Source organism: Streptomyces sp. NBC_00989 (assembly GCF_045162655.1).
GTDB lineage: Bacteria > Actinomycetota > Actinomycetes > Streptomycetales > Streptomycetaceae > Streptomyces.
Map to the genome: position 1 here is coordinate 1,522,194 of NZ_CP108728.1, position 26,987 is coordinate 1,549,180.

At 71.6% G+C, this 26,987-nt stretch carries 25 protein-coding genes; 13 read left to right on the forward strand and 12 right to left on the reverse strand.

What is annotated here, in order from left to right; all coding sequences use genetic code 11:
- The first annotated feature begins 76 nt into the window (after nt 1-76).
- Both OG714_RS06910 and OG714_RS06915 read left to right on the forward strand, forming a co-directional pair.
- Entirely contained in the window at nt 77-652 is a 576-nt protein-coding gene (locus OG714_RS06910) for an EF-hand domain-containing protein (RefSeq protein ID WP_406119299.1), read from the forward strand.
- Between the two features lie 372 nt (nt 653-1,024).
- On the forward strand, nt 1,025-2,089 hold the full coding sequence (locus tag OG714_RS06915) for a LacI family DNA-binding transcriptional regulator (RefSeq protein WP_406131742.1): 1,065 nt from the start codon (nt 1,025-1,027) through the stop codon (nt 2,087-2,089).
- A 323-nt stretch (nt 2,090-2,412) separates the two neighbouring features.
- Here OG714_RS06915 and OG714_RS06920 read toward each other — a convergent pair whose 3' ends face one another.
- The 4 genes from OG714_RS06920 to OG714_RS06935 are packed head-to-tail and all read right to left on the reverse strand — an operon-like array spanning nt 2,413 to nt 7,067.
- On the reverse strand, nt 2,413-3,804 hold the full coding sequence (locus tag OG714_RS06920; protein ID WP_406119301.1) for a glycoside hydrolase family 32 protein: 1,392 nt from the start codon (nt 3,802-3,804) through the stop codon (nt 2,413-2,415).
- The gene (locus OG714_RS06925) at nt 3,801-4,673 is read right to left on the reverse strand and encodes a carbohydrate ABC transporter permease (RefSeq protein WP_406119302.1); all 873 of its coding nucleotides are present in this window, start codon (nt 4,671-4,673) and stop codon (nt 3,801-3,803) included. The genes OG714_RS06920 and OG714_RS06925 overlap by 4 nt, the downstream gene beginning before the upstream one ends.
- A 22-nt stretch (nt 4,674-4,695) precedes the next feature.
- A complete protein-coding gene (locus OG714_RS06930) occupies nt 4,696-5,661 on the reverse strand; it encodes a carbohydrate ABC transporter permease (protein WP_406119303.1) in 966 nt (321 codons plus the stop codon).
- Entirely contained in the window at nt 5,658-7,067 is a 1,410-nt protein-coding gene (locus tag OG714_RS06935) for an extracellular solute-binding protein (protein WP_406119304.1), read from the reverse strand. Before OG714_RS06935 ends, OG714_RS06930 begins: the two co-directional genes overlap by 4 nt.
- A gap of 151 nt (nt 7,068-7,218) precedes the next feature.
- Here OG714_RS06935 and OG714_RS06940 point away from each other — a divergent pair, with 151 nt between their 5' ends.
- A complete protein-coding gene (locus OG714_RS06940) occupies nt 7,219-8,790 on the forward strand; it encodes a glycoside hydrolase family 32 protein (protein ID WP_406119306.1) in 1,572 nt (523 codons plus the stop codon).
- Nucleotides 8,791-8,883: 93 nt separating this feature from the next.
- Here the strand turns inward: OG714_RS06940 and OG714_RS06945 are convergent, their stop codons facing one another.
- Complete coding sequence (locus OG714_RS06945; RefSeq protein WP_406119307.1) at nt 8,884-9,849, reverse strand: pirin family protein; 966 nt, start codon at nt 9,847-9,849, stop codon at nt 8,884-8,886.
- A gap of 160 nt (nt 9,850-10,009) precedes the next feature.
- On the opposite strand from OG714_RS06945, the gene OG714_RS06950 reads away from it, so the two are divergent.
- The 3 genes from OG714_RS06950 to OG714_RS06960 all read left to right on the forward strand — a co-directional run bounded on the left by OG714_RS06950 (nt 10,010) and on the right by OG714_RS06960 (nt 11,358).
- A complete protein-coding gene (locus OG714_RS06950; protein WP_406119309.1) occupies nt 10,010-10,492 on the forward strand; it encodes a MarR family winged helix-turn-helix transcriptional regulator in 483 nt (160 codons plus the stop codon).
- Nucleotides 10,489-10,932, forward strand: coding sequence for a MarR family transcriptional regulator (locus tag OG714_RS06955; protein ID WP_406119310.1), 444 nt, complete (start codon nt 10,489-10,491; stop codon nt 10,930-10,932). The genes OG714_RS06950 and OG714_RS06955 overlap by 4 nt, the downstream gene beginning before the upstream one ends.
- A 78-nt stretch (nt 10,933-11,010) precedes the next feature.
- Nucleotides 11,011-11,358 (forward strand): tetratricopeptide repeat protein, encoded by a 348-nt coding sequence (locus OG714_RS06960; protein ID WP_406119311.1) that lies wholly within the window; start codon nt 11,011-11,013, stop codon nt 11,356-11,358.
- A gap of 67 nt (nt 11,359-11,425) precedes the next feature.
- Here the strand turns inward: OG714_RS06960 and OG714_RS06965 are convergent, their stop codons facing one another.
- A complete protein-coding gene (locus OG714_RS06965; RefSeq protein ID WP_406119312.1) occupies nt 11,426-12,817 on the reverse strand; it encodes a PepSY-associated TM helix domain-containing protein in 1,392 nt (463 codons plus the stop codon).
- Nucleotides 12,818-13,016: 199 nt separating this feature from the next.
- On the opposite strand from OG714_RS06965, the gene OG714_RS06970 reads away from it, so the two are divergent.
- Entirely contained in the window at nt 13,017-13,661 is a 645-nt protein-coding gene (locus OG714_RS06970; RefSeq protein WP_406119314.1) for a peptide deformylase, read from the forward strand.
- Between the two features lie 59 nt (nt 13,662-13,720).
- Here the strand turns inward: OG714_RS06970 and OG714_RS06975 are convergent, their stop codons facing one another.
- Nucleotides 13,721-15,151, reverse strand: coding sequence for a dihydrolipoyl dehydrogenase family protein (locus OG714_RS06975; protein WP_406119316.1), 1,431 nt, complete (start codon nt 15,149-15,151; stop codon nt 13,721-13,723).
- A gap of 122 nt (nt 15,152-15,273) precedes the next feature.
- Here OG714_RS06975 and trxA point away from each other — a divergent pair, with 122 nt between their 5' ends.
- A complete protein-coding gene (gene trxA, locus OG714_RS06980) occupies nt 15,274-15,660 on the forward strand; it encodes a thioredoxin (RefSeq protein ID WP_406119317.1) in 387 nt (128 codons plus the stop codon).
- A 21-nt stretch (nt 15,661-15,681) separates the two neighbouring features.
- On the opposite strand, the gene OG714_RS06985 is transcribed toward trxA, so the two are convergent.
- Nucleotides 15,682-17,118, reverse strand: a complete 1,437-nt coding sequence (locus OG714_RS06985) for a benzaldehyde dehydrogenase (protein ID WP_406119319.1) — start codon at nt 17,116-17,118, stop codon at nt 15,682-15,684.
- Nucleotides 17,119-17,527: 409 nt separating this feature from the next.
- Complete coding sequence (locus OG714_RS06990) at nt 17,528-18,562, reverse strand: LacI family DNA-binding transcriptional regulator (RefSeq protein WP_406131743.1); 1,035 nt, start codon at nt 18,560-18,562, stop codon at nt 17,528-17,530.
- A 140-nt stretch (nt 18,563-18,702) separates the two neighbouring features.
- On the opposite strand from OG714_RS06990, the gene OG714_RS06995 reads away from it, so the two are divergent.
- Both OG714_RS06995 and OG714_RS07000 read left to right on the forward strand, forming a co-directional pair.
- Complete coding sequence (locus tag OG714_RS06995) at nt 18,703-19,377, forward strand: TetR/AcrR family transcriptional regulator (RefSeq protein WP_406119320.1); 675 nt, start codon at nt 18,703-18,705, stop codon at nt 19,375-19,377.
- Nucleotides 19,378-19,409: 32 nt separating this feature from the next.
- A complete protein-coding gene (locus tag OG714_RS07000; protein ID WP_406119321.1) occupies nt 19,410-20,546 on the forward strand; it encodes an FAD-dependent oxidoreductase in 1,137 nt (378 codons plus the stop codon).
- 18 nt (nt 20,547-20,564) lie between these two features.
- On the opposite strand, the gene OG714_RS07005 is transcribed toward OG714_RS07000, so the two are convergent.
- Nucleotides 20,565-21,245 (reverse strand): TetR/AcrR family transcriptional regulator, encoded by a 681-nt coding sequence (locus OG714_RS07005; RefSeq protein WP_406119322.1) that lies wholly within the window; start codon nt 21,243-21,245, stop codon nt 20,565-20,567.
- Between the two features lie 105 nt (nt 21,246-21,350).
- On the opposite strand from OG714_RS07005, the gene OG714_RS07010 reads away from it, so the two are divergent.
- On the forward strand, nt 21,351-21,914 hold the full coding sequence (locus tag OG714_RS07010; protein ID WP_406119323.1) for an NADPH-dependent FMN reductase: 564 nt from the start codon (nt 21,351-21,353) through the stop codon (nt 21,912-21,914).
- An 80-nt stretch (nt 21,915-21,994) separates the two neighbouring features.
- Here the strand turns inward: OG714_RS07010 and OG714_RS07015 are convergent, their stop codons facing one another.
- Together OG714_RS07015 and OG714_RS07020 are read right to left on the reverse strand one after the other, a co-directional pair.
- On the reverse strand, nt 21,995-22,876 hold the full coding sequence (locus OG714_RS07015; protein ID WP_406119324.1) for an LLM class F420-dependent oxidoreductase: 882 nt from the start codon (nt 22,874-22,876) through the stop codon (nt 21,995-21,997).
- A gap of 109 nt (nt 22,877-22,985) precedes the next feature.
- The gene (locus tag OG714_RS07020; protein ID WP_406119325.1) at nt 22,986-23,951 is read right to left on the reverse strand and encodes a TerC family protein; all 966 of its coding nucleotides are present in this window, start codon (nt 23,949-23,951) and stop codon (nt 22,986-22,988) included.
- A gap of 240 nt (nt 23,952-24,191) precedes the next feature.
- Here OG714_RS07020 and OG714_RS07025 point away from each other — a divergent pair, with 240 nt between their 5' ends.
- Both OG714_RS07025 and OG714_RS07030 read left to right on the forward strand, forming a co-directional pair.
- Nucleotides 24,192-25,175 carry an alpha/beta hydrolase gene (locus OG714_RS07025; RefSeq protein WP_406119327.1) on the forward strand — a complete coding sequence of 328 codons (984 nt, stop codon included), beginning with the start codon at nt 24,192-24,194 and terminating at the stop codon, nt 25,173-25,175.
- 407 nt (nt 25,176-25,582) lie between these two features.
- Entirely contained in the window at nt 25,583-26,671 is a 1,089-nt protein-coding gene (locus OG714_RS07030; RefSeq protein WP_406119328.1) for a helix-turn-helix domain-containing protein, read from the forward strand.
- Nucleotides 26,672-26,987 lie beyond the last annotated feature (316 nt).

The following is a 26,987-nucleotide window of genomic DNA, read 5'->3' on the forward strand; positions in this document are numbered from 1 at the left end:
GGGCGGGCGCGTGGGCGCGCGGGGACCCGCCTCGATGAGCTTGAGCGCCGTTGCGGCGCGGCCGGCCGCGGAAAGCATGTCCTCAGTACTGCGAGTGAGGAGACATGTGATGTCCAGCGAGTTCCAGCGGACCAAGCTCCAGGCCATGTTCGAGGCGTTCGACGCGGACGGCAACGGCTACTTGGAGGAAGCGGACTTCGTGGCCCTGGCGGGCCGCTGGGGCCGGCTGCCGCGCGTGAGAGAGGGGGCGGAACTGGCGGCACGCGTGGACGGCGTGCTGAAGGGCTGGTGGCAGCATCTGTCGGCGACCGTGGACACGGACCGGGACGGCCGGATCGACATGGACGACCTCCTCGCCATGGTGGACCTGCTGCCGACCATCCCCGAGGCCGTCACCGCCACCGCCGACACCATCTTCGACGCGGTCGACGAGAACGCCGACGGGCGCATCTCGCGCGGCGAGCACCAGCGGCTCGTCGACACCTGGCACGGGCGGCCCGTGGAGACCGGGGGCGCCTTCGACCGGCTCGACCAGGACGCCGACGGCTACCTCAGCCGCCCCGAGTTCGCCGCGCTGTGGACCCAGTTCTGGACCAGCGACGACCCCGCCGAACCCGGCAACCTGATGTGCGGCCCGATCGGCGCCGGGTGAGGCACCGGAGGCGGCCGTTCAGAGCCGGCCGCGGCGGGTCGCCTGCCAGGTGAGCTGTGTACGGTCGCGGCCCTGGCGACGGTCGTCATCCGCTGAGTGTGGCGCTGGAGGGTGCGCCGCCTGAGCCCCATCCGACTGGCGCCTGTACGTCGGCAGCGTCCGGGATGGTGCCCGCGGCGCTGACGTCGGCATCGCCGGCGGACGACGTGCTTACGCCCAGTCCGAAGCGGCCCCCGCCCTCCGGGGAACCGGGTGATCACATCGGACGCCCGCGCCGCATCGCCCTGAGGATCTCCTGTGTGCCGTGGCGCTCCCCGCGGATAGGGTGGACGGTGATCGACAGGGTCGGGCTGGGTGAGGGCGGCGGGCGGCGTGGGCGGTGCCGAGGAGAGCGGGAGCACGGGCACCGGGCGCCCGACGTCGCGGGACGTCGCCCGGCTCGCCGGTGTGTCGCACACCGCGGTGTCCTTCGTGTTCAACGGCCGGGCCGAGGGCAACCTCTCCCCCGCCACCCAGGAACGCATCCGGCAGGCCGCGGCCCAGCTGAGCTACCGCCCCGACCCGGTGGCCCGCGGTCTGCGCCGTCGTCGTACGGCTGTGATCGGGCTGGTCACCGATGAGATCGCGTCCTCGCCGTTCGCCGGCCGGCTGCTGCGCGGTGCGATGGAGACCGCCTGGGACAGGGACCATCTCGTCCTCACCGTCGACTCCGGCGGTGACCCGGTCAAGGAGGACGCGGCCGTCGCGGAACTGCTCGACCGGCGGGTGGACGGCATCATGTACGCGGCCATGTCACTGCGCCGGGTCCGCGTCCCCGAGGGCCTGCACCGCACCCACTCCGTGCTGGCCAACTGCCTGCCCGAGGACGACTCACTGCCCGCCGTGGTCCCCGCCGAGCGCGCCGGTGGCCGTACGGCGGCCCGGCTGCTGCTCGGTGCGGGCCACCGCCGGCTCGCCGTGATCGGCGGTCTGGACGACATCGCCTCGGCGGAACGTACCCGAGGCATCCGGGACGCCCTGCGCGCCGAGGGCGTCACCCTGCCCAAGGAATGGATCGTGCGCGGCGGCGGGGAGATCTCCGCGGGATACGCGGGAGCGCTGCGCCTGCTCGACGGGGTCGAGCCGGGCCGCCGCCCCACGGGCGTCCTGTGCTACAACGACCGGGTCGCGGCGGGTGTCCTGCACGCCGCGACCCGGCTCGGGATCGACGTGCCCGCCGATCTGTCGGTGGTCGGTTACGACGACCAGGAGCACATGGCCGCGTTCCTCACCCCGCCGCTCACCTCGGTCGCGCTGCCGCACCGGGCGATGGGCGAGGCGGCGGCCCGGCTGCTCCTGGACGCCATCGAGGTCGGCCGTACGCCGCCGGCGACCGTCCGGCGGCTGGCGTGTCCTGTGGTGAGTCGGGCTTCCGTGGGTCCGGCGCCCAGTCGGTGACCCGGGCTGCCAGCCCGTGCCTGGTCAGCCGCGCGGGTCCGGCGCCTCCTTCCTGGTACCCCGGGTCCCCGGTCCGTGCCTGACCTGCCCTGTGGTCAACCGCGCCTCCCTGGATCCGACGCCCACCCGGTAACCCGAGCACCCGGTCCGCGCCTGCCTCTGCCCCTGCCCACGGTCAACCGCACCTCCGTAGGTCCGGCACCCACCCCGTAACCCGCGCACCCGACCCGTGCCAGGGCTGCCCTGTGGTCAACCGCGCCTCCCTCAGTCCGGCGCCCAACCGGTGACCCGGGCGCCCGGCCCGTGCCCGCCCCGACCCATGGTCAGTCGCGCCTCCCTGGGCCCGGCGCCCACCCCGTGACCCGCGCACCCGGCCCGTCGACGACCAGCTCGGCGATGTCGTCGGGGCGGCGGTAGACGCGCTCGGTGACCATGGCCCGGTCCGCGACGAAGAGTTCGAGGAGCGAGCCGTCGACGAGCAGCCGGAGCGTGAGTTCCGGCGCCTTCGGCACGTGCACGGTGATCGGGGCGGAGCCTTCCCTGCCGGTCCGGGGCCAGGCACTGCGGTCGAGGACGACGGTCCCCGAGGCAGGGTCCGCCCGGATGGTCAACTCCCGCCCCGCCGCGTCCCGGAGCAGGCTCACCGTGGTCGCTTCGCATGCGGTGACCGTCAGGTCGTACGCGTGGGGAAGCGGGACCCGGCCCGGCTCGGTGACGAACGGCTCGGCCGGGCGCAGCAGTTCGAGCTCCGGGGCCGGACTCACCCGCAGTGAACCGTCGGGGTGGATGTCGACCACCCGGGGTGCAGTGAGGACGCCCGCCCATCCGGCGCGGTCTATCTCCTCCTGCGGGCGGGCCTCCCACGACCAGCCCCACAGCAGTGCGCGGTCCGGCTCCTGGAGCACGGCGGGAGCGTAGAAGTCCCGCCCCTGGTCGAGCCGGCCGCCGGCGCGCGGCCCGAACCTCAACCCGCCCTGTTCATCGGCCTCCAGACGGCCCGTCAGATATCCGGTGGAGCAGGGGTCTCCGTCCCACAGGGACACCAGAAGTACGTGCTCGCCGCCCGCTGTCCGGTACAGGTGCGGGCACTCCCAGCCCACCGACTTGTCGCCGAACACGCCCGCGGCCACCGGGTCCTTGCCGTCCAGCAGCACGCCGGCGAACCGCCAGTCGGTCAGGTCGTCGCAGTCGTAGAGCAGGACCGACGGCGTGCCGTCGGCGTGCCCGGCGCCGACGAGGGCCCAGCGCCGGTCCGCGTGACGGAAGACGAACGGGTCGCGGAACATCACCACGTCCAGTCCCGGCGGCGGCCCCGCCACCACCGGTGTCGGCAGCGGCTTCCACTCGGTCAGCCGCTCGTCGTCCGGGTCCGCCGCCCGCGCCAGGCAGATGGTGCCGAGTCCGGTGTGGGCATGGTCAACTCCCGTGTACACGGCGGTCGGTGTGCCGTTGTCGTCGGTCACGCAGCCCGACCAGCAGCCGGCCTCGTCGGGGCCGCCGGGCGTCGGGGTGAGCGCGATCGGGTGGTGCTCCCAGTTTGCGAGGTCGGCGCTGGAGGCATGGCCCCAGTGGACGTTCGCGTGCACCGGTGCGTCGGGGTTGTGCTGGTAGAAGAGGTGGTAGCGGTCCCGCCAACGGAACGGCCCATTGGGGTCGTTGATCCAGCCGACGGGCGGACGGACCCTGAAACGCGGCGCGTTGGGGTCATTGCTCAACGGTTGACTCCTGCCGAGGTGATGCCCTCGCGCAGAGGGCGCTGGCCGACGACGAACACGGCGAGGGCGGGGAGCATCGAGAGCACGACCCCGGCCAGGACCACCGAGATCGACCCGGTGCCGAGGTTGCCCTGGAGGGAGACCAGACCCAGCGGAAGCGTGTAGTTCTGGCTGGAGGTCTCCAGGATCAGCGGGCGGAAGAACTCGTTCCAGTGGTAGTTGAAGGCCAGCACGCCGACGATCGCGAGGCCGGGTGTGGCCAGCGGCGCGTACACCGAGCGGAAGATCCGCCAGGTCCCCGCGCCGTCCAGCATGGCCGCCTCGCCCAGGTCCTTCGGCATACCGAGGAAGTACTGGCGCATCAGGAACGTGCCGAAGGCCGTCGGGAAGGCCGGGATGATCAGGCCGAGGAGTGTGTCGGTGAGGCCCATCGACTTCAGCACCAGGAACACGGGCACGATGGTGACCTGCAACGGCACCATCATGGTCGCCAGGACCAGGCCGAAGAGCGGCTTCTTGAAACGGAACTCCAGGCGCGCGAAGGCGTATCCGGCCAGGCCCGCCGTGATCATCTGGCCGACGGCGATCAGTGCCGTCACCAGCGTGGAGTTCAGGGCGAGCAGCCACACGTCGATCTGATCGAAGACCCCGCGGTAGGCCGCGGTCGTCGGATGCGTCGGGATGATCTGCGGGGGCAGGTCGAAGGACTGGGCCGGGGTGCGCAGCGAGGTGGCGACGGTCCAGATGACCGGGCCCAGCGTCAGCAGGGCGCACACGGTCAGTGCGGCGATCCGGGCCCAGGGGGCGATTGAGTGACGTGCGCGACTCAGAGTCGGGGTCGCTTTCAGGGGCGGGGTTGCTCGGCTCATAGCGCTCATGCGGCTCACCGGCTCACTGGTAGTGGACGAAACGCCGGCTGAGCCGGAACTGGAGGGCGGTGACCGCCATGATCAGCGCGAAGAGCAGCACGCCCACCGCGGACGCCTCGCCGAAGTCGAGCTGCTCGAAGGCCCTCTCGTAGATCACCATCACCACGGTGCGGGTGGCGTCGCCGGGGCCGCCGTCGGTGAGGACGTAGGGCTGTTCGAAGACCTGGAGGGCGTTGATGATGCCCATCACCGACGCGACGAGCAGCGTCGGCGACAGCAGCGGCAGCGTGATGCCGAGGTGCTTGCGCAGGCCGGTCGCGCCGTCGAGGGCGGCGGCCTCGTGGATCTCCTTGGGGATGTTGTTCAGGCCGCCGACGAACAGCAGGAACGAGAAGCCGAACTGCTGCCAGACGTAGACCAGGATCACCGTGGCCATCGCCGCGTGCTCCGAGGTCAGCCAGGGCACGGGCGCGACGCCGACCAGGCCGATCAGCCAGTTCACCACCCCGAAGTCCTGGTTGAACAGGTACTTCATCACCACCGAGATAGACGCGGCGGACAGTACGAGCGGGAAGAAGAACGCCGAACGGAACAGCGACCGCAGCCACCCCGGCATCCGCCCGTTCAGCGCGAGCGCCAGCGACAGCGCGATCAGCAGTTGCAGCGCGACCGCGAGGACCATGAAGACGAGCGTGTTGCGGAAGGAGACCAGGACGGTCGAATCCGTGAAGGTCGTACGGTAGTTGGCGCCGCCGGCGAAACGGGGCGGGTCGATCACGTTCCAGTGGAACAGGCTCAGTACGACGGACCCGATGATCGGCACGACCGTGAAGACGACGATGCCGACGACCGTGGGCGCCAGGAACAGCGCGGCCAGCAGCCGGGCACCGCGGTCGCGGACGGACGGCCGCACGGCGACGGCGGGTGGCGTGGCGGGCCGCGAACCTACGGCCGGGACCTGGGAGTTCGGTACCTGGGTGTTCGTCATACCTCACGCTCCATGGCCTGCTCCAGGGCGCCCTGCATCCGGCGCAGCGCGGGACCCACCGCACGCGGCGAGGCCAGCGCGGTGCCGGTGTACTTGAGCAGGACGTCGGTCACCTCGGCGACCTGCGGCGGCGCGGGGATCGGGCCGGTGTCGGGAAACCTGTCGAGGGTGTCGTAGAAGACCTGCCAGTGCGCCGGGCCGCTCTCGGCGTAGCGGGCCGCGTTCAGCATCGAACGCCGGGCCGGGGTGGTCTGGTTGCTCCGGAACAGCCGGGTCATGGTGTCCTTGCGGGCCGCGTACTTGATGAACTCCCAGGCGGCTTCCTGCTTCTTCGAGGTGCGCAGCAGCGCGTAGCCAGCCGCGCCGAACTGGTGGCGCTGGGTGCGCCAGCGCGGGAAGTACTGCACGTCGTAGCCGTCGGCCCGCAGGCCGGCCTGTTGCAGGCCGCCCGCCCAGAAACCGCCCGCCGGTGTGACACCGACGCGGCCGGTGGAGAACACGCCGACCAGATTGCTGCCGTTGCCACCCTCGGGCCGGGTGCACAGGTCCTCCTGGACGAGGGAGGCGAGATAGTCGTACGCCTCCTCGACCCGGCCGGCGGTGGCCTGCGGGGTGCTCCAGCGGAAGCCCCCGCCGCGCCCCTGCCGGTCGGCGGCCGGGTAGAAGGTGTCCCACAGCCAGGAGCCGCCGGGCGCTTTCGACTCCTTCAGCAGGTTCGTGCCGTTCGCGAAGAGCCAGGGCACCACGCCGCCCCACAGCCGGTTGGTCCAGAAGTACGGCGTGAAGTGCGCACCGCCGGTTCGTTTCATCTCCCGCAGCAGCGCGGTGAAGTCGTCGCGGCTCCAGTCGGCCGCCGGGAACCCCGCGCCGGCCCGCTTCAGCACCTGCTTGTTGAGGTACATGTCGGCGGCGTTGAACTCCATGGGCAGCTGGTAGAGGTTGCCCTCGTACATCATCGACTCCACCAGCGAGGGGTGGACGTCGGCGAAGTACTCACGCAGCTCCGCCGCGTCCCGCCGCACCCAGCGGTCCAGGGACACGCCGAGCCGCTGGGCGAACAACTGCACGCCCTCGGTGGCCACATACACCAGGTCGGGAGCGGTGCCCGCGGCGATCTGGGTGAGGATCTTCGCGAAGAAGTCCGACCAGTCGACGGCCTGCACCGCGTTCACCCGCAGCGGGATGTCGGGGTGGAGCCGGTGGAAGCCCTTGGTGAGGGCGTCGACGGTGGCCGGGTCGAAGGCGGCGCCGAGGGTGGCGACGACGAGGGAGCCGTCGTCACGGCCGGGGATGTCGGCTCCCGTGAGCCGGTCCCAGCTCGCGGCGGTCCCGGCCAGGGCGGCTGCTCCGGCCCCGTACGCGCCGTACCGCAGCAGCGTGCGGCGGGGGAGGTGCGAGTCAGTCATCAACGGGCCTAACTCGTGTTAGTTCAGGGGTGATGCCCCAGATGATGGGAACCGGGCGGCGGACCTGTCAAGAGTCGGGAACGCTTGACCTTTATCGAGTTAGGTCTACAGTCCTCGTTCGCAGGAGCCGCCATGAGAGGAACGATGCGTCATGCCCGGAGCGTCAGGGATTTCCAGGAGATCACTGTTCGCGGGATCGGCGGCGGGTACCGCCGCCGCACTGCTGCCGGCCGGAAGGGCCGCGGCCGCTTCGAAGCCCGAGCCGGGGACCGACTCCGCTGCGAGCGGCGCGAGTTACCGCGCCGCGTACCACTTCACGGTCCCCGACCAGTGGAAGAACGACCCGCAGCGGCCCGTCTGGATCGACGGCGAGTACCGCTACTACTACCTCTACAACGCCGACTACTTCACCGGTGCCGTCGGCACCGCGTGGCGCCTGGCCACCACCACGGACCTGGTCTCCTTCACCGACCGCGGGGTCGCCGCGGCCAAGGACACCACGCCCAACGGCGATCTCTGGTCGGGTTCGGCGGTGGTCGACACCGGCGACACGGCCGGGTTCGGTGCGGGCGCGGTCGTCGTCATCGTCACCATGTCCCCCGGCGACGGCACCGACGACCAGGCACAGTTCCTGTACTACTCGACCGACGGCGGCCTCACCTTCACCAACTACGGGACCGACCCCGTCCTGCCCAACCCCGGCGTCGCCGACTTCCGCGACCCCAAGGTGATCCGCGACGAGGACCGGGACCGCTGGGTGATGGCCCTCGCCGAGAACGACAAGATCGGTTTCTACCACTCCGACGACCTCAAGTCCTGGACCTACGTGGGCGGTTTCGTCCACGACGGCATCGGCGTCCTGGAGTGCCCCGACCTGTTCCGCATCACCGCCGGCGACGGCACCGTGAAATGGGTGCTCGGCGCGAGCGCCAACGGGAAGAGCTCAGGGCTGCCCAACACGTACGCCTACTGGACGGGTTCCTTCGACGGCAGCGCGTTCACCGCTGACACGAGTGACCCGCAGTGGCTCGACCACGGCTGGGACTGGTACGCCGCCGTCACCTTCGAGAAGCGGGACGCGAGCGGCGCGGTGGACGCGGCCGCCCGGTACGCGATCGGCTGGGTGAACAACTGGGACTACGCCAACACCACCCCCACCATCGACTGCGACGGCTTCAACGGCACCGACTCCGTCGTCCGCGAGATCACCCTGGAGAAGGCGCCCGACAACACCTACTACCTCGCCTCCCAGCCCGTCGCCGGCCTCGACACACATGTCTCCCGCACCGTGGACCTGGGCGACGTGACCGTGGACGGCACGAAGGTGCTCGACTACACCGGTATCTCCTACGAGGTGACGACCGAGCTCACCTGGTCCCAACTCACCGGCGCCGGGCTCCAGTTGAGGCGCTCACCCGACGGCGGCCGGCACATCGACGCCGGGATCTACACCGACTACGCCTTCCTCAACCGACGCGACACGGTGAACGCCGACACGTCCGGCAAGTGGCAGGAGAGCCACACCCCGTTCGACCCGTCCGCCGGCACGGTGAAGCTGCGCATCCTGGTGGACCGCACGTCGGTGGAGATGTTCGTCGACGACGGCCGCTACGTGCACACCAGCCAGGTGTTCCCGTACCTGCTGGACACCCGGCTCGCGCTGTTCACGATCGGCGGCAGCGCGGTGTTCCGGAACACGGTGATACGTGAGTTCTCGGTGTGAGTCCGGCCAGGCGCAACGCTCATGCCGGCGAGGCTGTCCTGACTGCCTTGGGCTTCGGGCACCAGCCAACCCCATCGACCACACCCCAGCGGCTCAGCGCACCCTCCCCCGCGGCTTCAACCCCACCGGAGGCAGCGCAGGAGCCGGCAACGGATCCCCGTCGTACCCCTTCACCTCGCCGAATCGCGACCCCGTCATCCAGTCCTCACGAGCCTGCGCGATCTCCTCCTGGGACCGTCCGATCCAGTTCCAGAACATGATCAGTTCCTCGTCGAACGGCTCACCCCCCAGCAGCATCAGCCCCGCGTCCGACGTGGCGCGCAGCGGGAGTTCGGTGCGGCCGCAGCCGAGGTAGAGCATCGAGCCCGGGAGGACCGGGACGCCGTCGACGTGGGCCTCGCCGGACATGGCGAGGACGGCGTACTCGAAGTCCGGTTCCAGGGGCAGGCGTACGTCCGCTCCGGCGGCGAGGGCCAGGTCCGCGCCGACGATCGGGGTGTACGTCGTGCCGGGCGAGGCCGCGCCGTCGACGTCGCCGAGGACGATCGTGGCGCGCAGGCCCGGCGCCGTGACGACCGGCAGTTCGGCGTGGTGCTCGAAGTGCGGGTCGACGTGCCGGTGACTGTCGGGGAGGGCGACCCAGAGCTGCGCCCCGTGCAGGAGGCGGGCGTGCGTCTTGGGGCTCTGCTCGGCGTGGCTGATCGCGCGGCCGGAGGTCATGAGGCCCAGTTCGCGCGGGCGGATCGTCGCGACGCTGCCGGTCGAGTCGCGGTGCAGCACCTCGCCCTCGTGCAGCCAGCTCACCGTCTGCAGGCCCATGTGGGGGTGCGGGGGCACCTGCATCCCCGGCTCGTCGGCGATGTCGTCAGGGCCGTAGTGATCCACGAAGCACCACGCGCCGACCATACGGCGGCCCAGGTTGGGCAGCAGCCGGCGGACCTCGGTGGACTCGCCGAGCTGGACCCGGCGCGGGCTGAGGAGTTCACGGACGGGCTCCGCCACCACGAAACCGCGGCCGCCGCACAGGGCCGGAACCGCTTCGCGATCAAGATTGCTCATGGCGACAACCTAGACCCGTCGAGGCGGTTCCGTCAGTCCGTCGAACCGTGGCCGGGGCCGCTCCCCGCCTCCTGTCCTGTCGCCCTCCTTCCCCTCGTCCTGTCGTTCTCCCGTCCGAAAATAGTAGCCATGGACATAGTAGCTATGTACTGTATCGGCCATGAGCAAGGTATCCGAGGGCGCGACGCCCGGTTTCCTGGTCTGGCGGCTGTCGATGAAGTGGCGCGTGGCGGTGGACCGCGCGGTGGCTCCCCTGGGGCTGACCCATGCGCAGTACTCCCTGGTCGCGTCGCTGTACGGCATGCAGCGTTCCGGGCTGCGCCCCAGCCAGCGGCACCTCGCCGACCACACCGGACTCGAAGCCCTCTACGTCTCGAAGCTGGCCCGCGCCCTGGAGGCCGCCGGCCTCGTCGAGCGAACCCGGGACCCCCGGGACCCCCGCGCGGTCCAGCTCGCCCTCACCGAGCAGGGCCGTGAGACGACCCGGCGGGCGATCAAGGTCGTCCACGGTCTTCTGGAGCAGTTGCTGGAGCCGCTCGGCGGTCTCGGCAGCGCACGGAGCCGGGAGTTCGGCCGGGATCTGGCGACCCTGCTCGACACACCCCTCGACCATGCGAGTGAGTACGAGAAGGAGCAGTCATGACCACCACCACGACCCCCGCGGACGCCCGCAAGCTCGCCCTGGCCCACTACGCCGCCCGCGCCGTCCTGGAGAGCGTCCTCACCCGTCACGGCCTCGCCTTCCAGCAGCAGATCGTCCTGCGGCCGGTCGCTCTCGCCGCCGGGCCCGTCGACCGGGGCCGGCTCGCCGCGGACAGCGTCGCGGCCCTGAAGGTCGGCGAGGACTCCGTGCAGGGCACCATCGACGAACTGATCGCGGCCGGACTCGTCGCGACGGACGCGTCCGAGGTGCGGATCACGGACGCGGGCCGGGCCGTGTACGAACGGATCACGCAGGAGACCAGCCCGGTGAGCGCCCGGATCTGGGGCGGCATCCCCGAGGAGGACCTGCTGGCCACCGGCCGCGTGCTGGCCCTGGTCACCGAGCGGGCGAACGCGGAACTGGCGGCCGTAGCAAGGTAGGCGAGGCGCGCGGGGAGGCCGGTTCAGTAGTGGAATATTCAACCAACACGGTCCGTTGTGCACGTCGAAGGAGGTCAAGTGGACATGACGTACTACGACCACGGAACACCGGCGGAGCGCTGGGAGCGCGCGCAGATGTTCTTCGACGCCAAGGACTACGCCGCGGCGGCGCGGGTGTTGGGCGGGCTGGTCGAGGAGGTGCCCGAGCAGACCGGGCCGCGCCTGCTGCTGGCGCGCTCCTACTACCACTCGGCCCAACTGCGGCGCGCCGAAGCCGAGTTGCGCACCCTCGTGGAGCGTGACCCGGTGGAGCACTACGCGCGGCTGATGCTGGGCCGCACGCTGGAGCGCCAGGGGCGCCACGAGGAGGCCGGCTCGCATCTGCGGATCGCCTCGGCGCTCGCGGGTGACTTCGAGCAGGTCTGAGACGCGGCACGGTGAACAGCGAAGGGGCCCGGTTCCGGCACGGAACCGGGCCCCTTCGCATGCGTCGCTACTTCGCGTACGTCCGGCCGCCCCGACGGTGCGCGATCTCGCCCAGCACCACGTCCACGGCGATGAACGCGGCCAGCGGAATGCCCAACAGCGGTACGAAGTAACCGAGTACGGCGATCACCGCCAGGCACGGGACGAGGAGCAGCGGGGACATCTGGGCCCAGGCGCCGCGCGGGATCGGGCGGCCGAAGGAGGAACCCCGGCCGCGCTGCCACCACATGCGGTAGCCCCACACGATCAGCAGGATCAGGGAGCCGGCGAGCAGCATGAGGGCGATCTGGTTGGCCAGGCCGAAGAGGACGCCGGTGTGCAGGTCGATGCCCCAGCGGGTCAGCTTGGCGAGGAACGGGTAGTCGGCGAAGCGGAGTTCGTCGGTCACCTTGCCCGTGGTGGGGTCGACGGCGACGGCGTCCTGTTTCTCGGGCCAGCTGCGCTGGACCTGCTTGACGACGTACGCCGAGTCGGCGTCGGCGGGCGGGACGATCTCGACGGGGTTGCCCAGCCCCTCGGCGCGCGCGGCGGCGAGGATCTTGTCGAGTCCTACGCCGTGTTCGGCGTCGCCGGTCGCGGTGGAGCCGCCGTGGCCCGCGTGCTCCCCGCTCGCCGCTGCGGACACGGAGGGGGTCGACTGGCCGAGGGAGGTGCGGAGTTCGTCGATGTTGGCGCCCGCGTACGTCGACCAGGTCAGTCCGGTCGCCGACAGGAAGATGAAGCCTACGGCGGTCCAGACGCCCACCGTGCCGTGCAGGCCGAGGGTGCGGCGCCGGCCGCTCGTGCCGCGCACCTTGCGCAGGGCACGGCGCCGGGAGAACCACAGCACCAGGCCGCCGCCCGCGATGACCCACAGCCAGCTCGCGGCGAACTCGCTGTACAGGCGGCCGGTTTCGCCGAGTTGGAGATCGCGGTGGAGTTCGTCGATCCAGGTGCGCAGCGGGAGCGCGCCGGTCGAGCCGTACTGTTCGAGCGCGCCGCGGACCTTTCCGGTGTACGGGTCGACGAACACCGCGAGGGTGTGGTCGGCGGCTATGCCCTTGACGCCGGAGAGCATCACACGGGTGGTGGCGCCGTCCTCCGGGGAGGGCCGGACCGCCGAGACCGTGCCCTCGGGGTGCGCCGTGCGGGCGGCGGTCACCTGCTGCGAGATCGGCAGTTCGCGGTCGCCGACGGGGACCGTCAACTCATGGGCGTACACGATCCGTTCGGCCTGGAAGGCACCGGCGTACAGGAAGCCGGTGGCCGCGGCGACGAGCAGGAACGGGGCGACGAGCACTCCGGCGTAGAAGTGCAGACGCAGGATCAGGGGGCGCAGCGGGGCCCAGCGGCTGGGGGACGGTGCCGGGGCCGGCTCTTGCGGGACCTCGGCCGTGGTGGTCGAGGGAGCGGTGGACATGGGCGGGCTTCTCCGGGGGCGAGGAGGAGAGGTACGGGGACGGGAGCGAGGGGGTAGGGGACGGGGGCGCGGAGTCGAGCGGGTGGTGTGTCGTAGCCGTAGTGGTCCAGTAGTCGGGGCGTGAGGGCCGCGAGTTCCCGGGGAAGTGAGTGGCGTGGGTCACACCGGGTGACGGCGGACGCCGTGGCATCCTGGCGCGATGGCACATCCCAGTGATCACGTACCCCTGGCCGAGCGGGTCGAGGAACTCCTCGCCGGCGGCGGCCCGTTGCCCATCGTCTCGGCCGGTGACCCGGTGCTCAGGCGCGGGATCGAGCCGTTCGACGGGCAGTTGGAGCCCGCTCTGCTGGCCCGGTTCGTCGAGGCCCTGCGCGCGACCATGCATGCCGCACCGGGGGTGGGCGTCGCGGCCCCGCAGGTCGGGGTGGGGCTGCGGATCGCGGTGATCGAGGACCCGGCGCCGGTGCCGGACGAGGTGCGGGTCGTGCGCGGGCGGGTGCCGCAGCCGTTCCGGGTGCTGGTCAATCCGTCGTACGAGCCCGTCGGTGACGCTCGGGCCGCGTTCTTCGAGGGGTGTCTGAGCGTGCCGGGCTGGCAGGCCGTGGTCGCGCGGCACGCCTCGGTGCGGCTGACCGGGCAGGACGAGCACGGGCGGGCGGTGGACGAGGTGTTCACCGGGTGGCCCGCGCGGATCGTCCAGCACGAGACGGACCACCTCGACGGGCTGCTCTACCTGGACCGGGCCGAGCTGCGCTCGCTGTCGTCCAACGAGGCGATGGCGGAGCGCTGGGCGCAGCCGACACCGGAGACGGCGTCGGCTGCGCTCGGCTTCGAACTGCCGTAGAGAATCAAGGGGCCCGATGAATCAATCGGCTTTCAACTGCCCAAGGACGTCAGGGGTGTTCAGCCCCGGTAGGCCTCCAGCAGGCGCAGCCACACCTCGCTGATCGTCGGGTACGACGGGACCGCGTGCCACAGGCGGTTGATCGGGACCTGGCCGGCGACCGCGATGGTCGCCGAGTGGATCAGTTCGCCGACGCCGGGCCCTACGAACGTCACACCGCGCAGGATCTCCTCGTCGAGGTCGACGATCATGCGGGCGCGGCCTCGGTAGCCGTCGGCGTAGAGGCCGGCGCCGGCGACCGAGGAGAACTCGACGTCGACCGCGCGGACGCGGTGGCCGGCCTGTTCGGCCTCGGCGAGGGAGAGGCCGACGGACGCGGCCTCCGGGTCGGTGAAGACGACCTGGGGTACGGCGTCGTGGTCGGCGGTGGCCACGTGGGCGCCCCACGGGTCGGTCTCCAGCAGCGGGACGCCGGCGGCGCGGGCGGCGATCGCGGCGCCCGCGATACGGGCCTGGTACTTGCCCTGGTGGGTGAGGAGGGCGCGGTGGTTGACGTCGCCGACCGCGTACAGCCACTCGCTGTCCGGGACGCGCAGGGTGTCGTCCACCGTCAGCCAGGAGCCCGGCTCCAGGCCGATCGTGTCGAGGCCGATGTCGTCGGTCTTCGGGGCGCGTCCGGTGGCGAAGAGGATCTCGTCGGCCTCGACGCGGTCGCCGCTGTCGGTGACGGCGACGACGGTGCCGTTCTCGCGGGTCACCGACGTGACGGACGTACCCGTGCGCAGGTCGACGCCGGCCTCGGTGAGCGCGTCGGCGACCAGCTCGCCGGCGAAGGGCTCCATGCGGGGCAGCAGGCCCTTGCCGCGGACGAGGAGGGTGACGCGGGAGCCGAGGGCCTGCCAGGCGGTCGCCATCTCGACGGCCACGACCCCGCCGCCGACCACGATCAGCCGGCCGGGCGCGGCCTTGGCGCTGGTGGCCTCGCGGCTGGTCCACGGCTTGACGTCGGCGAGTGCGGGCAGGTCGGGGAGGAGGGCACCGGTGCCGGTGCAGACCGCGACGGCGTGCCGCGCGGTGAGGACGTGCCGTACGCCGTCGGGGCCCGTCACCGTCACCCTGCGGGGGCCGTCGAGGCGGCCCTGGCCGCGGTAGAGGTCGGCGGCGATGCCGTCGAGCCATTGGACCTGGCCGTCGTCCTTCCAGCCCGAGGCCTCGTAGTCGCGGTGGGCGAGCACCGCGGCGGTGTCGAGGGGGCCTTGGACGAGGTGGCCGAGGCCGGGCACGCGGCGGGCGTCGGCGCGGGCGATGACCGGGCGCAGCAGGGCCTTGCTGGGCATGCACGCCCAGTACGAGCACTCGCCGCCGACCAGTTCGCTCTCCACGATCGCGGTGGAGAGACCGGCCGCACGGGTGCGGTCGGCGACGTTCTCCCCCACGGGCCCGGCCCCGAGCACCACGACGTCGTACGCGATGGATTCCGTTTCCGTCATGGGGCCAGTCTGCTGGGTGGTGTGCGCTGTGGCCACACGGGTAGGGGCGCGGAATACGGGACCGGACGACCGTGTTGTCCGGGACGGCTTCGCCCCCACATCGAGGAAGAGGGATTTACGTCATGAGCAGCACCGTGGAGCTCACCAAGGACAACTTCGACCAGACGGTCACGGACAACGATTTCGTCCTGATCGACTTCTGGGCGTCCTGGTGCGGGCCGTGCCGTCAGTTCGCCCCGGTCTACGAGAAGGCGGCCGAGGAGAACCCGGACCTCGTCTTCGGCAAGATCGACACCGAGGCCCAGCCCGAGCTGGCCCAGGCCTTCGGCATCCAGTCGATCCCCACGCTGATGATCGTCCGCGACCGCGTCGCCGTGTTCGCCCAGCCCGGCGCGCTGCCGGAGGCCGCCCTGACGGACGTCATCGGCCAGGCCCGCAAGCTCGACATGGACGAGGTCCGCAAGTCCGTCGAGGAGCAGCAGGCGCAGGCCGAGCAGAACGGTCAGTAAGCACCGCCGTTCAGGAAGCGCCTAGAACGGATACGACGCCACGTCCCCGCGTACCGTCGTCCAGCGCACGTCGGTGAAGGCCTCCAGGTTGGCCTCGCCGCCGAAGCGGGCGCCGGTGCCGGACGCGGCGACCCCGCCGAAGGGGGCGACCGCCTCGTCGTTCACGGTCTGGTCGTTGATGTGGACGATTCCGGTGGGGATGCGTTCGGCCAGGTCCAGGCCGCGGGCGCTGTCGCGCGTGACGATGCCGAGCGACAGGCCGTAGGGTCCCGTAGCGGCCAGCGCCGCCGCCTCGTCGGCGGTGGCGAAGGGCCGTACCGGCGCGACCGGGCCGAAGACCTCCTGCGCGTAGGCGGGGGTGTCGTCGTTCACGTCGGCGAGGACGGTGGGCCGGTAGAAGAGGTCCTCGTGGGTGCCACCGGCCGCCAGCCTGGCGCCGGTTGCCGTGCTGGCCTCCACCAGGCCGTGGATCTTGGCCAGTTGAGCGCCGTCGATGATCGGGCCGAGGTGCACCTGCGCGCGGTGCGGGTCGCCGACGGCGAGCAAGTCGGCCTTGGCGGCGAGGCGTTCGACGTACTCCTCGTAGAGCGACTCGTGGACGAGGTGGCGGCCGGTCGTCATGCAGATCTGGCCCTGGTGGAAGAACGAACCCCAGGCCGCGGTCGAGATCACCGCGTCCAGGTCGGCGTCCGCCAGCACGATCAGGGCCGAGTTCCCGCCCAACTCCAGGTGTGCGCGCTTGAGATGACGCCCCGCCGCCTCACCGACCGCGCGTCCGGCGGCAGTCGAGCCGGTGAAGGAGATGACGGGCACCTGCGGATCGGCGACCAGTTCCGCACCGACGTCCGCCCCTCCGGGCAGGATCTGCAGCAGCTCGTCGGGCAGGCCCGCCTCCGCGAAGACCGCCGCGAGCGACAGTCCCCCGCAGACCGCCGTGCGCGGGTCCGGCTTCAGGACGACGGCGTTGCCGAGCGCGAGGGCCGGGGCGACCGAGCGGATGGAGAGGATCAGCGGGGCGTTGAACGGTGCGATCACGCCGACGACCCCGACCGGGATGCGCCGGGTGTAGGACAGCCGGGGCGCCTCCGAGGGGAGGACCTGCCCGGCGGGGCGGGAGGCGAGCGCGGCGGCCTCGTAGCACTCCTGGGCGGCGACGTGCAGTTCGAAGTCGGCCTTGCCGGGGATCGACCCGGACTCCCGCACGAGCCACTCGCGCAACTCCTCGGCGTGCGCGGCGAACAGGTCACCGGCCTTGCGCAGCACACCGGCCCGGACGAAGTGCGGGACGCGCACCCACTCGGCCTGCGCGGCACGGGCCGCCTGGACGGCCGGCCGTACGTCCTCGGCGGCGGCGAGCGTGACGGTGCCGAGCGTGTCGCCGGTGGCGGGCTCGGTGACCGGGTACTCGGGGCCCGAGAGGGGGCGGGGCTGCCAGGTCTTGGGGTCGAGCAGAGGCATGGCGGTTCTCCGATCCGTCACCGGCGGGACCCACCCGGGCGGCGCAAGTCCCGTGTCTTCACGGCCCGTTGGGCGGCCGCGCGACGGGATGCGGTGATCCGGCACAGACACGCGAGCCGCGTCCGGTGTCCGTACGCATCCCCGTCTGGTTGAGCATGCAACATCCTAGTCGCGTACGGCCGAATCGCTCCGGGCACGGTCGCCGGACCCGGGGCGGGCCCGGTCACCGACTCCCCCACTCTCGGCTTCACCCGAGCAGGGCACCCCCACCGCGCCGAGGACGCCCTCCGCCTTGCGGCCGCAGGCACGACACCCGCTCACCGGCGCCCATCAGGCACCGCCGCTCCCCTCCGGCCTGCCCCGCCGGACGGACCCTGGTCGCGTACGGCGGGATCGTCCCGGACACGGGTCAGCTGGAGTCGCGGTGTACCACCGTCGCGCCGAGCAGTTCGTGCGTGGCGGGTACGGCGCCCGGTTCGCGTACCGCGGTATCGACCAGTTCGGCGAGGTCGCGGCCGGACGGCAGTTGGATGTGGACGGTGCTCAGGCGCGGGCGCAGCAGGCGGCCGATCATGAGGTCGTCGGCGCCGATCACCGCCGTGTCCTCGGGGATGCGGATGCCTTCGTCCTGGAGGGCGCGCATCAGCAGCATCGCGTACTCGTCGTTGTACGTGAACACCGCGTCGAGGCCGAGAGCGCGCCAGCGGGCGGCGACCCGGGCGGCGCTCTCCTCGCTGTAGGCGAGCGGGAGTTCGGTCACCGTCGCGTCGGTGTCGAGCAGGGCGCGGCGCACGCCTTCGAGGCGGGGCCGGGAGAAGACCCCCATGCCGGGCTCCTCGGGCACGACCACGCCGATCCGGCGCCGGCCGCGGCCGTACAGGTGCGCACCGGCGCAGTGGCCGACACCTTCGTGGTCCAGGAGCAGGGCGTGCGCGCCCTCGACCTTCTCGGGGCCGAGCGTGAGGACGGCCCGTGCGCCGGAGCGCTTGAGGACCGCGACGCCCTCCGGGCCGAGTCCGGCGCCGGGCACCAGGACGGCGACCGGGCGGAGTTCGGCCCAGGCGCGGGCGGCCTCGTCGCCGCGCAGCCCGACGGAGCCGTGCTGCACGACCGTGTAGTCGAGGCGGCTGAGCGCCCACTGGAGTTCGTTGATGAACTGGCTGTAGAGGAGTCCCACCGGCATCGTCGGCGCCGGCATCAGCACCATGCGGCTGTGGCCGGCGCGCAGACTGCGGGCCGCCGCGTGCGGGACGTACCCGAGTTCCTTGGCGGCCTCGTGGACGCGGCGGCGGGTGGGTTCGCTGATCCGTACGGCACTGGTGTTGTTGAGGACGTAGGAGACGGTCGCGCGTGAGACGCCGGCCAGACGGGCCACATCGGCGCTCGTGGGCACGGAGCGCGGTGCGGGCGACGGAGCTGCGGGCGTTTTCGGTATCTGCACCATGACGTACGGCATCTTGGCAGAAGCCGGGGCCGCAGAGTGCGGCGGGGGAACGGCCGTCACGAGGGCAGCATGGTCCGGTATTTTACGAACATGTTCGTCACGAACTTGTTCGGAGCGAACATGTTCGTTACCGTGGAGGCATGACAGCTCGCCCCGACACCCCGCGCAGCCGCCGTGAACGCCCGGCGAAACCCGCCCTGAACAGGGAGGGCATCGTCGCCGCCGCCGTGGCGGTGCTGCGCGCCGAGGGTCTGAAGAAGGTCACCATGCGGCGCCTGGCCCAGGAGCTCGACACCGGTCCGGCCTCGTTGTACGTGTACGTCCGCAACACCGCGGAGCTGCACGCGGCCGTCCTGGACGAGCTGCTCGGCACGATCGGACCGGCGCCCACCGAGGGTTCCTGGCGCGAGCGGATCGAGCAGGTGCTCACGGCGTACACCGCGATGCTCTTCGAGCACCCGAGCCTCGCCCGTTCGGCGCTCACGGCCTGGCCCAGCGGCCCGCACTACCTGAACCTGATCGAGACCCTGCTGGCCCTGCTCGACGAGGGCGGCGTCCCACCGGCGCAGGCCGCGTGGGGCGTGGACCTGCTGCTCCAGCAGGCCACCGCGACGGCCGCCGAGCACTCGGGCGAGGACGCCGACCAGGACGACTGGGACACCCTGACCGACGCCGTGCGCAACGCGTCCGACCGGACCCACCCGCACATCGCGGCACGCTCCGGCGACCTGCTCGCGGGGGCGCCCCCGGCCCGTCTGTCCTGGCGGTTCCAGGCGCTGATCAACGGGATCGAGCGAACCGCCGTTCCCAACTGACGCTGTTTCCCGCCCACTTCAAGGAGGCCATCATGACCACCCCCCATCACCCCATCGCGATCGTCGGCGGCGGACTCGGCGGGCTGACGCTCGCCCGGGTCCTGCACGTGAACGGCATCGAGGCCGCCGTCCTCGACCTGGACGCCTCCCCCGCCGCGCGCACCCAGGGCGGCATGCTCGACATCCATGACGACTCCGGCCAGCCGGCGCTGCGTGCGGCGGGCCTGTACGAGGAGTTCCGCGCGCTGGTCCACCCGGGCGGCGAGGCCACCCGCGTCCTCGACAGGACCGGCGCGGTCCTCCTGGACGACCCCGACGACGGCACCGGCGGACGCCCCGAGGTGGACCGCGGCCAGCTGCGCGACCTGCTGCTCGGCTCGCTGCCCGAGGGCACCGTCCGCTGGGGCGCGAAGGTCACCGGCGCCCGCCCGCTGGAGGGCGGCCGGCACGAGGTGACGCTCGCGGACGGCACCTCCTTCACCACCGGTCTGCTGATCGGCGCGGACGGCGCCTGGTCAAAGGTGCGCCCCCTGCTCTCGGACGCGAAGCCCGCGTACGTCGGCATCTCGTTCGTCGAGGTGGACCTGCCGGACGCCGATCTACGGCATCCCGTGAGCGCCGAGGTCGTCGGCGGCGGCATGATGATGGCGCTCGGCGCGGGCAAGGGCTTCCTGGCCCACCGTGAGACCGACGGCAGCCTGCACATCTACGTGGCGCTCGCCGTTCCCGAGGACGCGTTCGGGGACGTCGACTTCACGGACACCGAGGCCGCGAAGGCGTACACCCTGGAGCACTTCGCGGACTGGGACAAGAGCCTGCGGGCGCTGCTCGCCGACGCGGACGGGCCGCTGACCCCGCGGCAGATCCACGCGCTGCCGATCGGGCACCGCTGGGAGCGGGTGCCCGGGGTCACGCTGCTGGGCGACGCGGCCCATCTGATGTCGCCGTTCGCGGGCGTGGGCGCCAACCTGGCCATGCTCGACGGCGCCGAACTGGGCGAGGCGCTGGCCGCGCACCCGGGCGACACCGAGGCCGCGCTGGCCGCCTACGAGGCGAAGCTGTTCCCGCGCGGCGAGGAGTCGGCGGCGGAGTCCGCGGCGAACGGGGTCCTGATGTTCGGCGAGGACGCACCGCAGGGCATGCTCGACTTCTTCGCCAGCTTCGGCTGAGCCCCGATCAGCCCGAAGTCAGCGGGGCGACGGCGTACGGGTCACCCGCGCGACGAGGTCGATCCAGCCGGACTCCAGCCGTTCCATGGGCATTCCGCACTGCCTGGTCAGATGGTGGATCAGGGCGGGGTCGAGATAGGCCATGAGCGTCTGGGAGAGGAGATCGCAGTCGGCGTCCGGCAGGAGCTGCCGGAGCAGCATCATGACGTGGGTGCGCAGCGCCTGGAGCGCGGTGTGGGAGAAGCGGCGGGTGGGCTCCGGCTGGGCGGCCAGTTGCAGGTCCAGTTGCTCCGCCGAGCGGTACAGGACGGCCACACCGAACGCGCGCAGCCGCTCGACCGGCGGGGCTCCGGGGCCCAGCGGGGGCGGGCCGCCGAGGAAGTCGGCCTGGAGCGTCTGCGCGGAGTGGTCGAGCAGCGCCATCAGCAGGCCGGTGCGGTCGCCGAAGCGGCGGAAGACGGTCCCCTTGCCGACCTGGGCGGCGGCGGCGACCGCCTCCATGGTGACGCCGGCCACCCCGTGCTCGGAGATCAGCCGGGCGGCGGCCTCCAGCAGCTTGGCGCGGTTGCGGGCCGCGTCGGCACGCAGGCAGGGCTCGTCGGCGTAGGAGCTGACCTCCAGCAACTGGGGCTCGCTTATCGACTCCTCGGGCTTCGGGAAGGGCGGCAGGGCGCTGGACATGAAGACAGCGTAAAGCACGGGGAACAGAACTGGACCGCGGTCCGCTTAGCCTGGTACAACTTTTAAACGGACCTCGGTCCGGATCGTAACGGCAGTGTTTCAGCCCCCCTCTTGGAGTCCCCCATGTCTGTTCGTATCCTCGCGCTCGTCGGCAGCCTGCGTGCCGGCTCGCACAACCGCCAGCTCGCCGAGGCCGCCGTGAAGTTCGCGCCCGAGGGCGCCGACATCGAGATCTTCGAGGGTCTCGCCGAGATCCCGTTCTACAACGAGGACATCGACGTCGAGGGCGACGTTCCGGCCGCCGCCGCCAAGCTCCGCGAGGCCGCCGGCTCCGCCGACGCGTTCCTCTTCTTCTCCCCCGAGTACAACGGCACCATCCCGGCCGTCCTGAAGAACGCCATCGACTGGCTGTCGCGCCCCTACGGCGCCAGCGGCTTCGGCGGCAAGCCCGTCGTCGTGGTCGGCACCGCGTACGGCCAGTTCGGCGGCGTGTGGGCGCAGGACGAGACCCGCAAGGCCGTGGGCATCGCCGGCGGCAAGGTCGTCGAGGAGATCAAGCTCTCGATCCCCGGTTCCGTGACCCGCTTCGCCGAGACCCACCCGGCCGACGACGCCGAGGTCGCCGCCCAGCTGACCGAGGTCATCGCGCAGCTGCACGGCCTCGCGGGCGAGACCGTCGCCGCCTGATCCAGGCACCCCGCTCCACCGTCGAAGGGGCCGGAGTCCATCTGGACTCCGGCCCCTTCGTGTCCCAACGGCCGCTCCGGTCAGTCCAGTTCGGCAAGGCGCGGCACCGCGGGCGCCACGAACCGCTCGATCCACTCGACCGGTTCGCCGGTGCGCGGGCCCAGGATCACCGTGTCGACGCCGAACTTCGTGAAGCCGTCGATCTCCCGCAGGAACGCCTCGACATCGCCCGTGGTGACCGACTCGCCGGTGTGGACGATCGTCTTGCGGATACGGTCGTAGTCGCGCCCCAGGTTGTCGCAGTGCCCGCGCAGCACGTCGAGCTTGTGCCGCAGCTCGTCCGGCGTCGACACGATCAGGTTGCAGGCGTCGGCGTACTGGGCGACCAGCCGGAGGGTCTTCTTCTCACCGCCGCCGCCGATCATGATCTCGGGGTGCGGGCTGCTGACCGGCGCGGGCACGCACAGGGTCTCGGCGAGTCGGTAGTGCTTGCCCTCGAAGGGGCCGTTCGCCTCCGGGTCCCACATCTGGAGGCAGATCCGCAGGGTCTCCTCCAGCCGCTCGAACCGCTCCGCGACCGGCGGGTAGTGCACGCCGAGACCGTGGTGCTCACGGTCGTACCAGGCCGCCCCGATGCCCAGGGTGGCCCGGCCGCCGGACAGCACGTCGAGCGTGGTGGCGATCTTCGCGAGCAGTCCGGGCTGACGGTACGTCACCCCCGTCACCAGCGCGCCCAGTTGGAGCGTGGACGTCCGGCCCGCGAGAAAGCCCAGGGTCGTGTAGGCCTCCAGCATGGCGTCCTCGGCGCCGCCGTTGAACTCCATCTGGAAGTAGTGGTCCATCACCGAGAGCCAGCTGACGCCCGCCGCCTCGGCCGCTGCGCCCGCCGCGGCCAGCTCCGGTCCGACCGCGGCCGGCCCTCCGGGATGGTTGAACCGGTTGATGTGTACGCCGACCCGCATGCCCGACTCCCTTTCACGGTCCACTTCTCAGTGCACTTCGCGGTCCACCCGGACCTACCGTCCCTCGTGACGGTAGGTCTTCGAGCGCTCTCGAAGTCAAGCTCCACGCCTACGGCTTGACGGCGGGTTCCTCGCCCTGCGTCCTCGTGGCCCACAGGCTGGTGAACGTCGTCACCGCGAGGACCAGCACGATGAAGCCGAGGGAGAAGGGGATGGAGATCTCCGGGACGTGCACGCCGGACTCGTGCAGGGCGTGCAGCACCAGTTTGACGCCGATGAAGCCGAGGATGATCGACAGGCCGTAGCTGAGGTGGACGAGTTTCTTCAGCAGGCCGCCGATGAGGAAGTAGAGCTGGCGCAGGCCCATCAGGGCGAAGGCGTTGGCGGTGAAGACGATGTACGGGTCCTGGGTGAGGCCGTAGATCGCGGGGATGGAGTCGAGGGCGAAGAGCACGTCGGTGGAGCCGATGGCGAGCATCACGACCAGCATCGGGGTCATGATGCGCTTGCCGTTCTCCGTGATGAACAGCTTGGTGCCGTGGTAGCGGTCGGCCACGCCGAAGCGGCGTTCGGCGATCTTGAGGAGCTTGTTCTCCTCGTACTCGTCCTCGTGTCCGCCCTTGCGGGCGTCCTGGACGAGCTTCCAGGCGGTCCAGATCAGGAACGCGCCGAAGATGTAGAACACCCAGGAGAACGTGGAGATGATCGCGGCACCGGCCGCGATGAAGCCCGCGCGCAGCACCAGGGCGACGAGGACGCCGACCATGAGCACCCGTTGCTGGTACTGGGACGGCACCGCGAACTTGCCCATGATCAGCACGAAGACGAAGAGGTTGTCGACGCTCAGCGACTTCTCGGTGATGTACCCGGCGAAGAACTCCCCGGTCGGTCCGCTCCCGCCGTAGATGAGCAGTCCGAGTCCGAACAGGCAGGCCAGGACGACCCAGACCACGGTCCAGACGCCGGCTTCCTTGATGGAGACGTCGTGGGGTTTGCGGCCGATGAGGAAGTCGACTCCGACGAGGGCGCACAGGGCGGCGATCGTCAGCAGCCAGACGGTCAGGGAGATGTTCACGGGTGGTGCTCCTGGTACATGAATCAGCAGATGGGGGGATACAGGGGGTCCACAGGGATTTCGACATCGTTGTCTGCGCGAGGTATCCCTTCCACATCCCGCAGATGAACAACAGATCACGTCCTGACAAGGCACCCGCCGTCCGGCGGAGAGGTTCCGCCGGACGGCGGAGGACGGATCGCGGGTAGACGCGCGGAGTATGGCAGTACGAGCCGCCGCGCCCAGCGTCAGGAGAAGCGCATGACGTCCACCCCGCCCCCGCCCCCGTTCGACCCCGAACTCGCCGCGGCGCTGGAGTTGATCAAGGAGTTCATCTCGCCCGGGATGACGATGGAGGACATCGAGGAGATCCGCCTGGGTCCGGCGATCACGGAGTCGATGCAGCTGGACCTGACCCTGGACGGGGCCTTCGCCGTCGAGGACCGGGAGGTGCCGGGACCGGTCGGCGAACCCGCGATCTCGCTGCTGATCTGCCGCCCGACCGCGCCGGCCACGGAAGGTGCGCTGCCCGTCATCTATCACGTGCACGGCGGCGGGATGGTGCTCGGCAACAACCGGGTCGGGGTGACCGGGGCGCTGGACTACGCGCGGGAGCTGGACGCGGTGGTGGTGTCGGTGGAGTACCGGCTGGCGCCCGAGCATCCGCATCCGGCGCCGGTCGAGGACGTGTACGCCGGTCTGCTGTGGACGGCGGAGCACGCGAAGGAGATCGGCGGTGATCCGGAGCGGATCGTCATCATGGGCGCGAGCGCCGGCGGCGGGCTGTCCGCCGCGCTGGCCCTGCTCGCCCGTGACCGCGGCGGACCGCGTCCCATCGGGCAGCTGCTGCTGTGCCCGATGCTCGACGACCGCAACGACACCCCGTCCGCCCGCCAGATGGCCGGCGTCGGCATCTGGGACCGCACGGCCAACGAGACCGGCTGGACCGCTCTTCTGGGCGACCGCCGCGGCACCCCCGACGTGTCGCCGTACGCGGCACCGGCCCGTGCGGAGGACCTCACCGGGCTGCCCCCGGCGTTCCTGGACGTCGGCTCGGCGGAGACCTTCCGCGACGAGGTGGTCACCTACGCCTCCCGCCTCTGGCAGTCGGGCGGCGTCGCCGAGCTCCACGTCTGGCCCGGCGGCTTCCACGGTTTCGACGGCTTCGCGCCACAGGCGGCGGTGTCGCAGGCGGCCCGGGCCGCGCATGTGAGCTGGCTGCGGAGGCTGCTGGCGGCGGCTTGAGCGGCGTGGGAGCGGGGCCGCGGTGACCAGGGGCGTGCCGCGGCGGCTCTTGCCTTGGCCGGGCGGCTTCCACACGGTTCGACGGGTTCACTCCGCGGGCGGCGGTCTCGCGGGCGACTCGGGCCGCGGAGGCTGTCGGCAGCGGCTCAAGGGACGTGGGAGCGCGGCCGCGGTGACGTCGGTGTGTTGTCGCGGCCACTCGACCGGGCGCCCCTCCGCCGGAGGCACGGCACACCAGACGCAGAGGCCGCCGGCGGCTTGAATCCACGACCGCGGCGACTCCGGCGCGCTGTGCGCGGGCGGCACACCAGGGAAGCTCTCCAGTCGCCGCCGTCCAGGGACACACCGTGCGGGATACCCACGCCCTGTCCCTCCTCTCCGCCGGTGGCATGCCGCACCATGGACCTATGAAAGAGCTGGCCGGGCGCCTGACCGCGCTGGATCCGGACGCCGGTGCCGCCGTGCGGGTCATCGGGTACTTCGATCGGCTCGCCGAGTCGCGGGCCGGTCTTGAAGCACTGGTGCGCGGGGCGGCGGTGCTGGCCGGGTGTGCCGCGCGGCTGGTCGACGCCGAACGGCGGGTCCGGGTGCGGGTCGAGGCGGACGGTACGCGCAGGGACAGCGCGTCGCCGCCGGATCCCGCCTGGCCGTCCGCCGCGCTGACGCCGGGCGGGGCCTCCGCGCTCTGGCTGGAGCGTACGGCTCAGGCGGCGCCCAGTGTCGTCGACGCGGTGATCCTGGAGCGGGCGGCCGGTGCCGTACGGCTCGTGCTCGATCGCACCCGGGGCCGGGTTCCCGCCGACGACCCGGAGCTGATCGAGACCCTGCTCGACGGCACGGCTCCCGAGGCGGCCCGGCTGCACGCGGCCCGCCGCCTCGGCCTCGACCCGGCCGACCCCGCGACCCGGGCCCGGGTTCTCGCCCCGCTCGACGGACGGCCCCGGGTCGTCGCCGCGCCGCGGGACACCGGTACGTCCGGCCCGCGACCCGTGTCGGACAGCGATCCGCAGGCGATCCCGGACGGCTCCGGCACCCAACCACCGCACCCGGACGCCGAGTTGCCCGCCGGCCGGCTGGGCATCGGCCCCGCCGTCCCCGTACTGGACCTGCCCCGCTCCTGGGCCGCCGCCCGCACCGCCCTGCGCTTCACCGCCGACGGCACCGCACAGGACCCCGGCCAGCGCATCGTGCACGCCGACGAACTCGGCGGCATCGCCCTCCTCGCCGGACTGGTCGCGCCGGGCGCCGAACCACCGCCCGACGTCCACGACGTGGAAGCGGCGGCGGCCAACGCACCCTGGCTGCTGGCCACGTTGAACGCCGTGGCCACCACGACGAGCCTGCGCGCGGCGGCCACCGAGATCAATGTCCACCACTCCACACTCCAGGACCGGCTGACCCACGCGGAGTCCTTGCTGGGCTGGCCGGTACGGACTCCGCAGGGGCGGCTACGGCTGCAACTGGCCCTGGCGATGCGGCACTTGGCGCGGCCGTAGGGGCGGTCGGGGACGGCGGCGGCCGGAAGCGGCCGGGTTGCCGCCCTCCCCTCATCTCGCCGTGCCCTCGTGACCAGCCGCCGTAGAACTCGCCGTCGTCTCCCTGGACGCGCGCACCGAGCGCTCGCGCCACCTCGCGCATCTTGGCGACGAGGAGGTCACTCGGGTTCTTGGCGATGTTCCCGCGCTCGTCCCGCCAGTCCTGGCGCCGGGTGATGTGGATGTCGTATGCCATACCTGTGGACCGTATCCGCCCGCACTGACAACAAACGGGCACGCAAGGCGAGTTGGCCATCCAGAAGCCACCCGGAATTCC

Coding starts and splice junctions, on each gene's coding strand:
- OG714_RS06995 (WP_406119320.1), top strand. CDS start 18,703: ATGACAGCTCGCCCCGACACCCCGCGCAGCCGCCGTGAACGCCCGGCG.
- OG714_RS07015 (WP_406119324.1), bottom strand. CDS start 22,876: ATGCGGGTCGGCGTACACATCAACCGGTTCAACCATCCCGGAGGGCCG.
- OG714_RS06930 (WP_406119303.1), bottom strand. CDS start 5,661: ATGACGAACACCCAGGTACCGAACTCCCAGGTCCCGGCCGTAGGTTCG.
- OG714_RS06965 (WP_406119312.1), bottom strand. CDS start 12,817: ATGTCCACCGCTCCCTCGACCACCACGGCCGAGGTCCCGCAAGAGCCG.
- OG714_RS06950 (WP_406119309.1), top strand. CDS start 10,010: ATGAGCAAGGTATCCGAGGGCGCGACGCCCGGTTTCCTGGTCTGGCGG.
- OG714_RS06975 (WP_406119316.1), bottom strand. CDS start 15,151: ATGACGGAAACGGAATCCATCGCGTACGACGTCGTGGTGCTCGGGGCC.
- OG714_RS06955 (WP_406119310.1), top strand. CDS start 10,489: ATGACCACCACCACGACCCCCGCGGACGCCCGCAAGCTCGCCCTGGCC.
- OG714_RS07030 (WP_406119328.1), top strand. CDS start 25,583: ATGAAAGAGCTGGCCGGGCGCCTGACCGCGCTGGATCCGGACGCCGGT.
- OG714_RS06940 (WP_406119306.1), top strand. CDS start 7,219: ATGCCCGGAGCGTCAGGGATTTCCAGGAGATCACTGTTCGCGGGATCG.
- OG714_RS06970 (WP_406119314.1), top strand. CDS start 13,017: ATGGCACATCCCAGTGATCACGTACCCCTGGCCGAGCGGGTCGAGGAA.
- OG714_RS06925 (WP_406119302.1), bottom strand. CDS start 4,673: ATGAGCCGAGCAACCCCGCCCCTGAAAGCGACCCCGACTCTGAGTCGC.
- OG714_RS06945 (WP_406119307.1), bottom strand. CDS start 9,849: ATGAGCAATCTTGATCGCGAAGCGGTTCCGGCCCTGTGCGGCGGCCGC.
- OG714_RS07010 (WP_406119323.1), top strand. CDS start 21,351: ATGTCTGTTCGTATCCTCGCGCTCGTCGGCAGCCTGCGTGCCGGCTCG.
- OG714_RS07000 (WP_406119321.1), top strand. CDS start 19,410: ATGACCACCCCCCATCACCCCATCGCGATCGTCGGCGGCGGACTCGGC.
- OG714_RS06990 (WP_406131743.1), bottom strand. CDS start 18,562: ATGGTGCAGATACCGAAAACGCCCGCAGCTCCGTCGCCCGCACCGCGC.
- OG714_RS06935 (WP_406119304.1), bottom strand. CDS start 7,067: ATGACTGACTCGCACCTCCCCCGCCGCACGCTGCTGCGGTACGGCGCG.
- trxA (WP_406119317.1), top strand. CDS start 15,274: ATGAGCAGCACCGTGGAGCTCACCAAGGACAACTTCGACCAGACGGTC.
- OG714_RS07025 (WP_406119327.1), top strand. CDS start 24,192: ATGACGTCCACCCCGCCCCCGCCCCCGTTCGACCCCGAACTCGCCGCG.
- OG714_RS06985 (WP_406119319.1), bottom strand. CDS start 17,118: ATGCCTCTGCTCGACCCCAAGACCTGGCAGCCCCGCCCCCTCTCGGGC.
- OG714_RS06910 (WP_406119299.1), top strand. CDS start 77: ATGTCCTCAGTACTGCGAGTGAGGAGACATGTGATGTCCAGCGAGTTC.